Genomic DNA, 15,525 nt, shown 5'->3' with positions numbered 1-15,525 from the left:
GTCATGGCATGGGGCAGGCCGCAGGAGCGGTCACTTGCCGGAGACGATCCCGCCCTGGATGCCCGCCAGGAACCATTTGGACAGGAAGGTGAACATGAGCAGCAGCGGGAGACTCGCCAGGGTGTAGCCCGCGAACAGCGGCCCCCACTGCTGCACGTTCTGGTTGGCGAAGAACGCCAGACCCGCGGGGATCGTGCGGAACTCGTCGGTCTGCACGGTGAGGAGCGGCCAGAAGTAGTCGTTCCACACCCCCAGCACGGTGACCAGCGCCACCGTGCCGACGACCGGGCGGGCCAGCGGCATCATCAGGGAGACGAACATGCGGATCCCGCCGGCCCCGTCCACCCTGGCCGCCTCGAAGATCTCCTCGGGGATCTGCGCCATGTAGGTGCGCATGATCACGATGCCGAACACGGTGTTGCCGGTGATGTGCGGGATGATGAGCACCAGCCGGGTGTCGAGGATGTCCAGGTCCCGCATCAGGACGAACAGCGGGATGAGGCTGGTGACGGCCGGCACCATGAGCAGCGCCGCGACGAGGCCGAACAGCAGGTTCCGGCCGGGGAACCGGTAGCGGGCGAACACGAACGCCGCGGCCGAGGCGAGCGCCAGGGTGCCGACGATCGCGAACCCCGCCACCACGAACGAGGTGAACAGATAGGGGCTGACCTGCTCCCACGCCACCGCGTAGTTGCCGAGCCTGATCGGCCACGCGGGCGCCCAGTAGCTCTCGTAGAACTGCTCGTTGTCCTTGACGGACGCGGCCAGCATGAACAGGTAGGGGAAGAGGCCGGCGAAGGCGAGCACCGACAGCACGGCGCCGGCCATCAGGTCCGTCCGGCGCGTACGGGTCATCCAGACCTTCGCCGCCCGCCCGGCCACCGGCCCCGCGGTCGGCTCGGCGGCCCGCGCCTTCTCACGCACGAGCATTCCGGCCTCCCTTCCTTCCGGCGAGCAGCGCGCCGACGCTCACCACGAGGGTCAGGACGAACAGCACGGTGCCGAGAGCCGCCGCGTAACCCCAGTCGGTGTCCAGGAAGGCGGCGTCGAGCATGCGCAGCACCGGCACCTGGGTGGCGTTGTCAGGGCCGCCCTTGGTCATGATGTGCGCCTGCATGCCGTACTGGAGCACCGCGATCACCGCCATGACCAGCAGCAGCTTGACGTCTCGCAGCATCATCGGCAGGTCGATGCTCCACAGGCGCCGCAGCCTGCCCGCGCCGTCGACCTCCGCCGCCTGGTAGATCTCCGCGGGCACGTTCTGCAGCGCGGACAGGAAGACCAGGAACGGCAGGCTCGCCACCCACGGGAAGCCGACGGTCATCAGCGCGGTCAGGGCGGTGTCCGGGTCGCCGATCCAGTTGCTCGCCAGCCCGTCCAGGCCGACCGCGCGCAGCAGGCTGTTGACGACCCCGTCCCGCGGGTCGTACATGAACTGCCACAGCAGCACGTTGACCACGGCGGGGAAGGCGAGCGGCAGGATGAGCAGGGTGCGGAAGACGAAGCGCAGCCGCTCGCTCGACAGCGACATGACCAGTTCGGCGGCCAGCAGCGGGAAGACCCACATGAGCGTGACCGCCCAGACGAAGATGATCCCGATGTTGCGGAACGACGCCCACCACAGGTCGTCGCCGAGCATGGTGACGTAGTTCTCCAGGCCGACGAACGGCGAGGCGAAGCCGGGGCGCCACTCGTAGAGCGAGTGCAGCATCCCGCTCAGGGCGGGGTAGTAGGCGAACACCGCGAGAGCCGCGAAGGTGGGCAGGAGAACCAGGTAGACACCCCATGGGATGCGCCGGCGCCCTGGTGGCGCCTTCCGGCCAATCACGATGGAACTGCCTCTCCGCTTGTCATATCGAGCCTTACGCCAGCACCTCGTTCCGAGGTGTTATTTGAACGTTTCAGGAATGTTTCGAGTGTCGTCATACCTCCAAGTGGTGTCAATAGCCAGCAATAACGGTTTGTTCACATGGCCCGCCGGCCGTCTCGACACGGCCGGCGGGGGGAGTTCTGATGAAACGCTCAATTTCCGGGCGGACGCGGAGGAAGACCTCCGCGTCCGCCCGGTCCGCCGGCGTCCGCCCGGCTCAGACGTGGAAGGCGTAGGAGCCCGAGCCGACCTCGTAGACGGCGTGCCCGTCCATGACCCGGTCGAGGGCGACGCCGGGCGACTCGGCCGCCGGGCGGCCCGACTCGGTCACGCCCGCGGGCCCGCCGGGGACCCAGACCTCGGCACGGGTGTTCGGCGGCACCCTCACCTCCAGGGTGAAGTCCCCGCCCTCCCGCCGCCAGGCGATCTCCACCCGGCCGTGCCTGGTCCGGTGCGCCGTCCTGGCCCAGGTGAGGTCACCGCCGGGGCGCGGCCGTACCACGATGGCCCGGTAGCCGGGAGAGGCGGGGGCGAGGCCGCCGATCGTCTCGTACATCCAGGCGCCCACCGCACCGTAGGCGTAGTGGTTGAAGGAGTTCATGCCCGGGTCCTGCAGGCCGCGGTGGTGGCTCCAGCCGTCCCAGCGCTCCCACATGGTCGTGGCGTCGCCGTGCACGACCGGGTAGAGCCACGACGGGAAGCTGTCCTGCAGCAGCAGCCGGTAGGCCGTGCCGAGGTGCCCGGCCCGGGTCAGCGCGTCGAGCAGGAACGGCGTGCCGAGGAAGCCGGTGGACAGGTGCCCGCCCCGCGCCTCGATGTCGCGTACCAGGTGCGCGGCGGCCCGGGGCAGCTCGGCCTCCTCCAGCAGGCCCGCGGTGATGGCCAGCACGTAGGCGGTCTGCGTGCCGCTCTCCACCACCCCCGGCCCCTGCACGAAGGCGGCGCGGAAGGCCCGCCGGACCCGGGCGTACACCTCCAGGCAGGCCCGCTCGTCGTCGGCGCGGCCGAGCGCGGCGGCCAGCTCGGCCAGCTGCCGCGCCGACAGCGCGAAGATCGCGGTGCCGACGAGCCGTTTGGGGGTGTCGGCCCCGATGCTCAGCCAGTCGCCGAAGCCCTCGTCGGGGAAGATCCCGTCGGTCGAGCGGCTGTCCAGGTAGGCCAGCCAGCGGCGCATCGGCCCGTAGTACCGGGCCACGACGTCGGCGTCGCCGCACAGGCGGTACAGCGCCCAGGGCAGCATCACGATGGCGTCCCCCCAGCCGGGCGAGCCGGCCTCCCTGGGGTTGGGCGACAGGCCGCGGCCGGAGAGCACGTCGGGCACGACGTGGGTCACGGCGCCGTCCTCGGTCTGCGCGTCCACCACGTCGGTGAGCCAGCTGTGCAGGAACGCCCGGGCGTCGTAGTTGAACAGCGCCGTGGGGGCGAACGCCCAGATGTCACCGGTCCAGCCCAGCCGTTCGTCCCGCTGCGGGCAGTCCGTCGGGATCGACAGGAAGTTCCCCCGCTGGCCCCAGACGATGTTGTCCTGCAGCTTGTTGAGCCGCTCGTCGGAGCAGGCGAACTCGCCCGCCGGCTCCATCGCGGCGTAGGCCACCCGGGCCCGGATCGCGTCCGCGGTGAGCGGCTCGCGCAGCCCGCTCACCTCGACATAGCGGAAGCCGTGGAAGGTGAAGCGGGGTTCGAAGGTCTCCGCGCCCGCCCCGCCGCGCGGCAGGAACTCGTCGGTGGCACGGGCCGAGCGCAGGCTGGCCAGGTGCAGCGCCCCCTCGTGGTCGAGCACCTCGGCGTGGCGCAGCACGACCGGCCGCTCCCGGCCGGCGCGGGCGGTGAGGCGGACCCAGCCGACCACGTTCTGGCCGAAGTCGGCGATCCAGACACCGGGGCTCGATTCCCACACCGCCCGGGGCGCCAGCTCCTCGTGCACCCGGATGGGCGGGGCGACGGCCGCCGCCGGCCGCCCTGCCGGGGGGCTCACCGGTACGGCGGGCAGCCAGCCGGAGTCGTCGAACCCGCACGCGGTCCAGCCCGCCGGCTCGGCCGCCAGGTCCTGCCGCTCGCCGTTCTGCAGGTCGGCGTACCTGATCGCGCCGCTGCCGGCCCGCCAGTCGGGGTCGGTGCGCAGCCTGGTCGTGGTGCCGTCGTCGTGGACGATCTCCAGTTCGGCGCGCAGGGCCAGCCGCCTGCCGTACTGGAAGGAGCCGAACCAGCTGATGTTGCCGGCGTACCAGCCGTCGGCCAGCACGGCGCCGAGCGCGTTGCCCCCCTCGGCGACCAGTGCCGTGACATCGTAGGTCTGGTAGGTGACGCGGTGGCGGTAGTCGGTCCAGCCGGGCGCCAGGTGGTCGGCGGACACCCGCATGCCGTTGAGGTGCAGCTCGTAGACGCCGAGCGCGGTGGCGTACAGCCGGGCACGGCTCACCGGCCTGGGCACGTCGAACTCCCGGCGCAGGTAGGGGCTCGGGCGGTCCGCGACCGGCTCGCGTCCCCACGGCGGGTCGCCGTGCAGCCCCACCTCCTCGGCGAGCGACCAGCCGGTGTCGTCGAAGCCGGGCTGTTCGAACCCGGGCGCGGGCTCGCCCGCCGCCCGCCAACGGCCGTTCGAGGTCACGGTCACGGCGCTCTCCCCCGCCACCGGGACGAGCTGGGGCAGGGCGGGGCGGCCCTCCACGACGACCTCCAGGCGCACGCACAGCCCACCGGGCAGGCCGTCCCCGGCGCCGGCCCGCAGCGCCAGGACGTTCTCCCCGGAGTCGATCAGGTCGCCGGCGTCCGCCACGAACGCCCCGTCGCGGACCTCCCCCGCCACGGGCATCCCGTTGAGATGGACCTGTGGATCGAGCGCGCCGCCGATCACCAGCCACGCCGACAGGGGACGTGCCCCGCCGGGCACGGTGAAACGGGTGCGGAAACCGCCGGTCCGCGCCTCGGACGGGCCGAGCGGGCCGGCGGCCCAGATGCGGGGCACGTTCTCCAGGGACGGGAGCCGCTGCGAGCCGGGGACGGCGGGCGTGCCGATCCAGTCGGCGGTCCACCCCGTGGCGTCGCCGAGCCCGGTCTCGAACCAGTGCGCCGGGCTCCAGTCGCCCCACGTGCCGGCCTCGTCGGCCGCCCGCGCACGCCACTGGTAGCGCGTGCGCGGGCGCAGCTCCGGGCCCTCGTAGGCGATGTCGAACGTCCGGGACGAGCCGATCTCTCCGGTGTCCCACAGGACCTCGGCGCCCTCGGCGAGCGGGTCGCACTCGCGGCCCACCACGATCCGGTAGGCGCTCTGGGACCGGCCCCGGCCCGGAGCGGCGAGCCGCCAGGAGAACCTCGGCGCGCTCTCGCCCAGGCCCAGGGGTTCGGTCCGGCCGTCCACCCGGAGATCGGTGACGGCGGGGGCGGCCGCGACGGCCTGTTCCATGAGTTCGCTCTCTTCCAGCCCAGCCAGCAGAAACCAGCAATTGAAACATTTCAACCCAGGGAACGCTAGACAGCCCGGCAACCGGCGTCAACCCTGCCCGCCATCACTGGTGACAAGCTCACTGAAACATTTCAACCAGGTAGACTGGCACCTCCAGCAGGCGAGCTAGAAAGGTCCGCCGGTGACCGAGACCGACAAGACGGCCGAGGCGTCGCCGTCGCGTCCCCGCCCTCGCAGGAGCGCCAAGCTCGACGCCGAGGACACGCGGGCCCAGGGCCGTCGCCGGCTCAGCATGGTCGACGTGGCGGCCCACGCGGGGGTGTCCGTCGGCACGGTCTCCAACGTGCTCAACCGGCCGGAGATCGTCGCCAGGCCCACCCTCCTGCGGGTCAAGGCCGCCATCGAGACGCTCGGCTTCGTGCCCAGCGCGCCGGCCCGGCAGCTCCGGGCGGGCGCGAGCCGCTCGGTGGGCGTCGTCGTGCGCGACATCGGCAACCCGTTCTTCACCGAGGTGCTGCCCGGCATCGAGAGCCGGCTGTCGGAGGAGCAGCTCCTGCTGGTGGTGTGCAGCTCCAACGACTCGCCCGAGAAGGAAGCCCACTACCTGCAGACTCTGGAGCAGCACCGGGTGCCGGGCATCCTCATCACGCCGGCCGGCGACGACATCGGCCACCTCGTCGACCTCCACCGGCGCGGGGTCGGGGTGGTGCTGCTCGACAGGCCCGGTGCCGACTCGCAGCTGTGCGCCGTGGCGGTCGACAACGTCCGCGGCGGCGAGCTCGCCGGCAACCACCTGCTCTCGCTGGGCCACCGGCGCATCGGCTTCCTCAACGGACCGCCGGCCATACGGCAGTGCAGGGACCGGCGCGAAGGGCTGCTGCGGGCGGTCCGCAACGCCGGGCTCGCCCCCGACGAGGTCGTCACCGAGGTCACCCTGCCCGTGCTCAACGCCGCGGGGGGCGAGGCGGGGCTGGACGAGCTGCTCGCCATGGCGGGCCCGCCGCCGACGGCGCTGTTCTGCATGAACGACATGGTCGCGCTGGGCGCGCTGAGAAACCTGGAGCAGCGCGGCATGGCCGTCCCCGGCGAGATGGCCGTGGTGGGATACGACGACGTGGAGTTCGCCGCACTGCTGTCGCCGTCGCTGACCTCGATCCGCCAGCCGAAGCAGCAGCTGGGAAGGGCCGCGGCCGAGCTCCTGCTCACCGACGCCCGGGGGGACGCCGGGCACTGGCACCAGGAGATCGTCTTCCAGCCCGAACTCGTGGTGCGCGCCTCCAGTTCGGCCCCCGCCCGCCCGAGCGCCGGCTGACGGGCCTGAGACGTTTCACGGACGAGCCCCTGAGAGCACCGGCTCCGCCGTCGGCGGTCCGGGCCACCCAGGCCCCTGAAACCACGTTGACCTGCTGATACATGATCGCCTCTTGCTCCGATCAGCTTCTTGGATCATTCTTGAGACGTTTTAACCGATCGGGGGCAACATTGGCAGGAGATCCCGCATGGCGCGGACGTTCCACCGCATTCTCATCGCTCTCGCCTTACTCCTCATCGCCCAGCTCGGCGTGGTAGCACCCACCACAGCCCAGGCCGCGCTGCCGTACCCCACCCGTTCCGACTACCGCATCAAGGGTCTGCAACCTGACTTCTGGCCGCAGAAGAACGACATCTCCGGCAACAACGCGGGCGGCGTGGCCATGAACCTCATCTGGTCGGACTGGGAGCCCAGCGTCAAGGCGCCGCCGTGCGCGGCGGGCACGCAGGAGTTCGGCGGGCGCTGCTTCACCGTCAGCGCGCGCGTCGACGCCGACATCAAGGCCTGGACCGACCGCGGGCTCGTCGTCACCGCGGTCGTGTACGGCACGCCTGCCTGGGCCCGGCAGGGCAGGACGTGTACGCCCGCCGCCGCCGGCTTCGAGATGTTCTGTGTCCCGAACAACCCGGCCGACTACGGCCGCTATACGGGAATGCTCGCCCAGCGCTACGACGGCCAGCACGGCCACGGCCGCATCGCCGACTTCGTCGTCATGAACGAGGTCAACAGCAACATCTGGTTCGACATCGGCTGCGGCCAGGGGACGCCGTGCAACCAGACCGCCTGGCTGGACGCGATCGCCGCGAACTACAACGCCGCCTACGACGCGATCACCGCCCAGCAGCCGACGGCCAAGGTGCTCACCTCGCTCGACCACTATTTCGGCACCACCTACGATCGACCGGCGGCGGCCGAGGCGATGCTGTCGGGCATGACCGTGCTCAAGGGGCTGGCCGCGCGGGCGGGCGGCCGCGCCTGGCGGGTGGCCTACCACCCGTACCCGCCCAACCTGCTGCGCCCCGAGTTCTCCGCCGACGACTTCCCCAGGGTGACCTACGGCAACATCGGCGTCCTGGTGGGATGGCTGCGGCAGCAGTTCCCCGGCACCCCGTCGGCGTGGGAGGTGCAGCTGACCGAGAGCGGCGTCAACTCCCTGGCGCCGTCGAGCGAGTCGGCCCAGGCCGCCAGGTTGTGCGACTCCTTCCGCAACGTGCTCGGCACCCCCGGCATCGAGAGCTACATCTGGCACCGGATGAGCGACCATCCCGACGAGACGGTCGCCGGGCTCGGCGTGGGCCTGCGCCGCACCGACGGCACCGCCAAGCCGGCGTGGGCCACGTGGGCCCTGGCCAACCGCGCCGACCTCTCGCCGCCCCAGCTGTCCTGCGGTTTCGAGCAGCTGCCCTACACCCGGCTCCGCCGGGGGTTCAGCACCGCCCGCGGCCATCTGGCGTCCTCGCGGCTGCTGCCGCCGGGCGTCACCCAGGAGCAGAGCTGGCGGCTGCTGCGCAGGCCGGCGTCCGGGACGGTGGCCCTGTACGAGTGCAAGGTCGGTGACCACACCCTCCTCACCGCCGACGGCGGCTGCGAGGGGCAGTTCCCCATGGGGCCGGTCGGCTACGCCTACACCACGCAGGTGAGCGGCTCGGTACCGCTCTACCGCTGCCGCAACGCGGTCAACGGCGACCATCTCATCACCAACCAGGCCGGCTGCGAGGGGTGGACCTACGAGTCGCGGCTCGGTTACGTGCTGCCCTGACCATGAGTGACCCGGCCAGGCCAGGCCGCCCGGCCCGGCCTGGCCGGGTGGCCGCGCCGGCCCTCGCCCCGGTGGCACGGGCCGCGCCCGCCGGCCTCGACGCCGTGGAGCGCGGCCTGATCACCGATGTCCGGCCGGACGGCGCGGAGCTAGGCGCTCAACCTCCGAACGATCTCGGCCACCACCAGCGCCCGCTGTGGCTGCAGGTAGAAGTGGTCGCCGGGGAAGACCGTCAGGGAGAAGTCCGAGGCCGTGAGCGTCTCCCAGGCCTTGGCCTGGGCCGGGGCGACCACCGGGTCGGCGTCGCCGACGAGAGCGGAGACGGGGGTGCGCAGCGGGGGGCCCGGACGGTGGCGGTAGTTCTCCAGCAGCCGGAAGTCACCGCGGACGTAGGGAAAGATGATCTCGCGCATCACGGGGTGGGTGAAGATCTCCAGCTCGGTGCCGCCGAGCCTGGACAGTTCGGCCATGAGCGCGGCGTCGTCGTAACCGGAGACCTTCCGTCTCTCCCCGGCCTCGTGCGGCGCCGTCGCCCCCGACACGAACAGCCTCGCCGGGCCGATCCCCCGCGCCTCCAGCACGCGCGTGACCTCGTAGGCGCCCACCGCGCCCATGCTGTGGCCGAACAGCGCGAAGCGCCGGTCCAGCAGCGGCAGCATCGCCTCGGTGAGCGAGTCGACCAGCGTGCTCATGTGCTCCGGCATCGGCTCGCCGAACCGGTCGGCCCGGCCGGGCAGCTGCACGCCGTACAGCTCGACCGACTCGGGCAGCAGCGCGGACCAGTCGCGGTAGGCCGTGGCGGACCCGCCCGCGTGCGGGAAGCAGATCAGCCGCGTGGTCGCCCTCGGGCGGGGGTGGAAGCAGTTCAGCCAGCTCACGTGCGTCTCTCGTCCCCGGGTCCCTCGAAGATCGTGCGGCTCATCGAATCTCCTTGAGTGTGGGGACCCCGGGCTTCGGCCCTGGGGAGGGGACGCGACACAGGGCCACGCAGGATTTATCGAACACGCGTACGACACCGGCCGTGCTGCGTCATTCGCCCATGGCTCTGATCAGGCTCTTGGGACGCATGTCGGTCCAGTTCGCCTCGATGTGGTCGAGACAGGCCTGCCGGGTGTCCTCACCGAAGGCGACCGTCCAGCCCGCCGGGACCTCGGCCCAGGACGGCCACAGGGAGTACTGGCCCTCATCGTTGATCAGCGCCAGGTAGACACCGTCGGCGTTCTCGAACGGGTTGCTCATCGAATCTCCTTGAGTGTGGGGGCCCCGGGCTTCGGCCCTGGGGAGGAAGTCACGTCAGTTCCTTTCGGAGCAGTGCGGCGATCTCCGCGATCGGCTCGGGGTTCAACATGGCCTCGTGGTCACAGGCGACCGTGTGCTCCTCGATCGTGCCGGTGACGTACGGCTTCCAGTCGGCGGCCGTGAGGATGTCCGCCTCCCGGCCGTGGGCGGCGATGACGAGGAGCACGTCCCCGTCGAACCGCCGTGGCACATGCTCCTGAGAGATCTTCACACCATTGCGGTAATTACGGTAGACCGCGAGCAGTGTCTGTTCGTCGAGGGTGGCGTACCTGCCGCCCTGCCCGTGGACGAACTCCATGACCTTCCCGATCTCCTCCGGCCCCTCGTAGCCGGCGGCGGCGAACAGCGCGGGCAGCTCCTCGCGCCCACCAGAGTCGATCTTCTCGCCGGGGTAGGCGTCGAGCAGGGCCAGCAGCGCGACCTCCTCGCCGCGTGCGCGCAGCTCGACGCCCATCGCGTGGGCGATCAGGCCGCCCATGGACCAGCCCGCCAGCCGGTACGGCCCGCGCGGCTGGACCTCGCGGAGGCGGTCGAGGTAGTCCAGGGCCATGGCCTCGATCGACGGGGCCGTGTAGCCCGGTTCGGACAGGGCGCGGGCCTGGAAGGTGTAGAGCGGCTGGTCGGGGCCGAGATGGCGGAGCAGCCCGGAGTACGGCCAGCCGAGCCCGGCGCCGGGATGCACGCAGAACAGCGGCGGCCGCGATCCACCGGCGCGCAGCGGGAGCAGCACCTCCAGACCGCCGGCGTCCGCCTCCGGCCCCGACCGCGCGTCCGGCCGGCCGTCTCCGGCCAGCGCCTCGACCGTCTGGCGCGCGAACACCTCACGCGGGGTGATCGTCACCCCCTCCTGCCGGGCCCGGGAGACCAGCCGGATCACGCTGATGCTGTCGCCGCCCAGGTCGAAGAAGCCGTCGTCGACGCCGACCTGCTCCAGGCCGAGCACCTGGGCGAACAGGCGGCAGAGCAGCTCCTCGGCGGGGGTGCGGGGGCCGCGCGAGGACACCGCGACATCCGGTTCGGGCAGGGCGGCGCGGTCCACCTTCCCGTTCGGGGTGAGCGGCAGCGCGTCCAGGGGCACCACCGAGGAGGGCACCATGTACTCGGGCAGGGCCCGCGCCGCGAACCGCCGCAGCTCCTCCGGGGCGGCGGTGCCGACCGTGTAGGCGACCAGCCGGTTGTCGCGGGCCAGCACCGACACCTGGGTGACCTCGGGATGCCGGGACAGGACCGCCTCGACCTCGCCCGGCTCGATCCGGAACCCGCGGATCTTGACCTGGTGGTCGGTCCGGCCCAGATACTCCAGCTCCCCGCCGGCCGACCACCTGACCAGGTCACCGGTCCGGTACATCCGCCCGCCGTACGGGCAGGCGACGAACCGTTCGGCGGTCAGGCCGGGACGGCCCCGGTAGCCGCGGGCCAGGCCGGAGCCCGCGAGGTACAGCTCACCCGGGGCGCCCGGGGGGACCGGGCGCAGCAGGCCGTCCAGCACGTAGGCCCGCATGCCGTCCATGGCCCGCCCGATGGGCGGCACGGCCGAGTCCACCCGGGAGACCCGGTGGTAGGTGGCGTAGGTGGTGGTCTCGGTGGGCCCGTAGACGTGGCCGAGCACGGTGTCCGGGCAGGCTTCCCGGACCCGCCGCATGGCCTCGGGTGAGGCCGCCTCCCCGCCGGTGAGGACCTCGCGAAGGCCCGCGAACGCCCCCGGGTCCTCCTCTGCGACCAGGTTGAACAGGGCGGTCGTGATGAACAGGGCGGTCAGCCGGTGTCCGGCGACGAGGGCGCCGATCGTGGCGGGATCGAGCTCGCCGGGCGGCGCGACGACGACCGTGCCGCCGTTCAGCAGCGGCACCCAGATCTCGTAGGTGGAGGCGTCGAAGGCGTGCGGCGAGTGCATCAGCAGGCGCCGGTGGCCGTCGGCCCACCGCCGGTCGGAGGCCAGGGCCAGGACGTCGCGGTGCCGTACGGCGACGCCCTTGGGTCTGCCCGTCGAGCCCGAGGTGTAGATCACGTAGGCGAGCTGGTCGGGATGGGTTCTCACCCGCGGGTCGTCACGCCGGTCGTCACGCGGAACGTCACGCGGGTCGTCACGCGGGTTGTCACGCGGGACGGGACCCGCCTCGGCCTCCTCGCGCGGGTGATCCGGCGCGCCTCCGTCCAGCCGGATCACCTCGGCGGCGTGCCCGAAGCCTGGATCGCGGTCAGTGATCAGGACGGGCGCACCGGTGTCGGCCATCACCCAGCTCATCCGGTCGGCCGGATGGCCGTGGTGCACCGGGACGTAGGCGCCCCCCGCCTTGGCGATCGCCAGGGTCGCCACGACCACGTCCGCCGACCGTTCGAGCAGGACCGCGACGGGGGTCTCGGCCCGGACGCCCAGTCCGATCAGCCGGTGTGCCAGCAGGTTGGCCCGCGCGTTCAGCTCGGCGTAGGTGAGAGAGGTCGCGCCGCTGACGACGGCCTCGGCGTCCGGAGTCCGCGCCACCTGCTCGGCGAAGGCCTCCGCGATCGTCGCCGCGGACGGAGGCACGGGCGGGGCGGGCGGAGGCACGGGCGGGACGGACGGAGGCACGGACGCGGCAGGCGGCGGCACGGACGCGGCGGGCGGGACGGTGACCGGCGTGGAGGAGGCCGGAGCCGTGGCGGAAGAGACCGGAGACGGCGCGGAGCCCAGGGAGACCGCGGAGGACGGGGACGGCGTGGTTCCGTCGTTCCAGTCGTGGAGGACGTGCGCGCGCTCGTCGGCGGACAGGAGGTCGAGCCTGGCGAGCGGCCGGTCGGGGTCGGCGGCGACGGCCTTGAGCAGGCGTGTCAGCCGGTTGAGGAGCCGGATGGCGTCGGCGCGGGGGATGACGTCGGGGCGGTGGTCCAGGCGCAGGGACAGCCGCCCGCCGGGGACGACGGCCAGGGCGAGCGGGTAGTGGGTGGCGTCGGTGCCCGAGGATCCGGCGAGCCGCAGGCTCCCCTCCGCCCCGGACCCGGCTCCTGCGCCGTCCAGGGCCGCCGCGTCGAGAGGGTAGTTCTCCAGGACGGTCATGGTGTCGAACAGCGGCCCCAGGCCGGGCAGGCGCTGGATCTCGGCGAGTCCGAGGTGGTGGTGGGCGAACAGGTCCGACTGCTCGGACTGGACGCGTCCGAGCAGTCCCGCCAGGGTCTCGGCCGAATCGATCCGTACGCGCACCGGAACCGTGTTGATGAACAGGCCGACCATGCGCTCGACGCCGGGCAGATCGGGCGGGCGGCCGGAGACGGTGCCGCCGAAGACGACGTCGTCGCGGCCGGTGAGGAGCGCGAGCAGCAGCGCCCACGCGCCCTGGATCACCGTGTTGAGGGTGAGCGACCGGGCACGCAGGACGGCGGTGAGACGGCCGGTGAGGTCCTCGCTGAGGTGGGCGCGGACGCGCCCGGGGTCGGCGGGCGGGCGGGCCGCGAGATCGGGGACGACCAGGGTGGGCCCGGCGATCCCGTGCAGGGCCCGGCCCCAGGCCGCCGTCGCCGCCGCGTGGTCCTGGCGGGCCAGCCAGGCGAGATACCCCTTGTACGGCGGGGCCGCAGGAGGCTCGGCCCCGCCGTACAGGGCGAACAGCTCGGCGGCCAGCAGCGGGGTGGACCAGCCGTCGAGCAGGATGTGATGGTTGGTGAAGACCAGCCGGTGCCTGCCGGGCGCGAGCCGTACCAGGACGAAGCGCATCAGCGGCGGCGCGGCCAGGTCGAAGCGGCGGGCCCGCTCCTCGGCGGCCACCCCGGCGGCGTCGGCGGTGGCGACCTCCCGCCAGGGGACCTCGACCCGGCGGTGCACGAGCTGGACGGGTTCGCCGTTGGTCCGCTGCCGGAACGAGGCGCGCAGGTTGGCGTGGCGGCGGAGCAGCGCCGCCACGGCGTTCCTCAGGGCGGGGACGTCGAGGGGCCCTTCCAGCTCCAGCACGAGCTGGGCGGTGTAGACATCGGGCGCGGCCTCGTCGAACAGGGCGTGGAAGAACAGCCCCTGCTGCAGCGGCGACAGGGGCAGGATGTCCTCAAGCTGACTCACGGGCACTCCACTCCGCGTCGAGTTCCGCCGCGAACGCGTCGATCTCTTCCTGGCTGATGGAGACCATCAGGTCCGAGGGGGTCAGGCCGCCGCCGGTGTGCAGGGACAGGCCGGTGAGGGCGGTGAACCAGGCCTCGGCCAGCTCTCTGACCCGCTCCTCGCCGAACAGGCGTCCCGCCCAGGACCAGGTCGCCCGGAGGCGGGGGCCGTCGGGCGTGTCCCGGGTGACCGCGTTGACCTCCAGCGCGTGCGGAACCGCGAGGTCCGCCGCGTGCCCGCCGCCGGCCGCGTCGGATTCGGGTGCCGGGGACCAGTCGGCGCCGGAGGCGGCCTCGACCCGGCCGAGGTAGTTGAAGGCCAGCTCGGGGACGGGGTACCGGCTCAGCTCGGCGGCGGTCACGGGGTTGAGGTGGCGGAGCAGGCCGTAGCCGATCCCGTTGTCGGGGATGGCACGGAGCTGTTCCTTGACCCGTTTGATCGCCCGGCCCGCCGTGGGACCCCGCAGGTCGGCCCAGTCCGCCTGGCCGGGGTCCAGCCGGACGGGATACATGGTGGTGAACCAGCCGACGGTCCTGGACAGGTCGACGCCGGGGAAGATCTCCTCCCGGCCGTGTCCCTCCAGGTCCAGCAGGACCGAGTCCTGGCCGGTCCATCGGCTGACGGCCAGCGCGAGCCCGGCGAGCAGCACGTCCCCGACCCGGGCGTGGAACGCCGCCGGGAGCCGGGTGAGCAGCGGCTCGGTGATCTCCGGGGGCAGTTCGAGCGTCAGATGGCCCTGGGTGCCGAAGGTGTCCACGGCCGGGTCCAGCCGGCGGCCCTGGGTGCCGAAGGTATCCGCGACCGGGTCCAGCCGCGTGGTCCCGCCGCCGAGTGTCCGGGTCCAGAGGTCGAGTTCGGCGGCCCTGTCGCGGGCTTCGTCCTGGAGGCGGTGGGCCCAGGTGCGGAAGGAGGTCGGGACCGCAGCCAGCTCGGGGACGGCTCCCCGCGCGGCCGCCTCCCAGGCCGCGAACAGATCAGGCAGCAGGATCCGCCACGACACGCCGTCGATCGCCAGATGATGGACGGTGAGCACCAGCCTGCCCGAGATCTCCGGCCCGGCATCCAGCCACGCGACCCCGACCATCTTCCCCGCCGCCGGATCCAGTCCGGCGCGTGACCGTGCCGCCTGCTCGATGATCGCGCCGGTCGGATCCCCGGTGACCTCGACCCGGCGCACGTGCTCCGCCGCCCGGACCGCCCCGCGCGCCGGCACCTCCAGCCCGTCGGTCGCTCTCAGCCGCAACGCGTCATGACGGTCCAGTACGGCCTGCACCGCGACGGTGAGATGATCCAGGCCGAGGTCCGGGGGGACCTGGAGGACGACCGTCTGGCTGAAGTCATCGGTCGGACCGGCGAGGCCGTCCAGCCAGGCCATGATGGGGGTGGCCGGCAGCGGGCCGATCCCCGCGTCCTCCGGCTCGTGTTCCGTCTCCTCCTCCTCGGCGGCGACGGCGGCCAGTTCCCGCACGCTCTGATACCGGAAGACGTCCCGGGGGCCGAACACCACCCCCGCCTGCCGGGCCCGGGCCACCAGCTGGATCGCGATGATGCTGTCACCGCCCAGATCGAAGAACCCGTCCTCGACGCCGACCCGCTCCACTCCCAGCACCTCGGCGAACAGCCCGCACAGCAGCGCCTCGCGCGGCGTGGACGGCTCCCGCCCGGAAGAGGTGATCTCCGGCACCGGCAGGGCCCGCCGGTCCAGCTTGCCGTTGGCCGTCAGCGGCAACGCCTCCAGTACCACTACCGCCGCCGGAACCATGTAATCCGGCAGCATCCGCCCCGCGAACCGCCGCACCTCCCCCGCGTCCAGCAC

The 15,525-nt window shown here is 72.5% G+C and carries 9 protein-coding genes; 2 read left to right on the top strand and 7 right to left on the bottom strand.

Features of this window, described 5'->3' with window-relative positions; translation table 11 throughout:
* Positions 1–30: 30 nt before the first annotated feature.
* The 3 genes from CA984_RS19700 to CA984_RS19690 all read right to left on the bottom strand — a co-directional run bounded on the left by CA984_RS19700 (position 31) and on the right by CA984_RS19690 (position 5,273).
* Entirely contained in the window at positions 31–930 is a 900-nt protein-coding gene (locus tag CA984_RS19700; protein ID WP_086574484.1) for a carbohydrate ABC transporter permease, read from the bottom strand.
* On the bottom strand, positions 917–1,828 hold the full coding sequence (locus tag CA984_RS19695) for a carbohydrate ABC transporter permease (RefSeq protein ID WP_086574481.1): 912 nt from the start codon (positions 1,826–1,828) through the stop codon (positions 917–919). Before CA984_RS19695 ends, CA984_RS19700 begins: the two co-directional genes overlap by 14 nt.
* Positions 1,829–2,087: 259 nt before the next feature.
* A complete protein-coding gene (locus CA984_RS19690) occupies positions 2,088–5,273 on the bottom strand; it encodes a glycoside hydrolase family 78 protein (RefSeq protein ID WP_086574478.1) in 3,186 nt (1,061 codons plus the stop codon).
* 181 nt (positions 5,274–5,454) lie between these two features.
* Between CA984_RS19690 and CA984_RS19685 the strand changes: the two genes are divergently transcribed.
* Both CA984_RS19685 and CA984_RS19680 read left to right on the top strand, forming a co-directional pair.
* Positions 5,455–6,585, top strand: a complete 1,131-nt coding sequence (locus tag CA984_RS19685; RefSeq protein ID WP_086574476.1) for a LacI family DNA-binding transcriptional regulator — start codon at positions 5,455–5,457, stop codon at positions 6,583–6,585.
* Positions 6,586–6,772: 187 nt separating this feature from the next.
* Positions 6,773–8,344, top strand: coding sequence for a DUF5722 domain-containing protein (locus tag CA984_RS19680; RefSeq protein ID WP_086574474.1), 1,572 nt, complete (start codon positions 6,773–6,775; stop codon positions 8,342–8,344).
* A gap of 149 nt (positions 8,345–8,493) precedes the next feature.
* Here the strand turns inward: CA984_RS19680 and CA984_RS19675 are convergent, their stop codons facing one another.
* The 4 genes from CA984_RS19675 to CA984_RS19660 form a co-directional block, all read right to left on the bottom strand.
* Positions 8,494–9,222 carry a thioesterase II family protein gene (locus CA984_RS19675; RefSeq protein ID WP_086574472.1) on the bottom strand — a complete coding sequence of 243 codons (729 nt, stop codon included), beginning with the start codon at positions 9,220–9,222 and terminating at the stop codon, positions 8,494–8,496.
* A gap of 151 nt (positions 9,223–9,373) precedes the next feature.
* On the bottom strand, positions 9,374–9,583 hold the full coding sequence (locus CA984_RS19670; protein ID WP_031167339.1) for an MbtH family protein: 210 nt from the start codon (positions 9,581–9,583) through the stop codon (positions 9,374–9,376).
* A 49-nt stretch (positions 9,584–9,632) separates the two neighbouring features.
* Positions 9,633–13,670: a non-ribosomal peptide synthetase gene (locus CA984_RS19665; protein WP_086574470.1), complete on the bottom strand. Its 4,038-nt coding sequence runs from the start codon at positions 13,668–13,670 to the stop codon at positions 9,633–9,635.
* On the bottom strand, positions 13,657–15,525 hold a 1,869-nt coding region (locus CA984_RS19660), incomplete at its 5' end, for a condensation domain-containing protein (RefSeq protein WP_242676054.1). The genes CA984_RS19660 and CA984_RS19665, both read right to left, overlap by 14 nt.

The sequence above is a fragment of the Streptosporangium minutum genome (genome assembly GCF_002149035.1).
Taxonomy (GTDB): domain Bacteria; phylum Actinomycetota; class Actinomycetes; order Streptosporangiales; family Streptosporangiaceae; genus Streptosporangium; species Streptosporangium minutum.
Note: the sequence above shows the minus strand (reverse complement) of the source record. Positions and strands in the feature narration are given on the sequence as shown.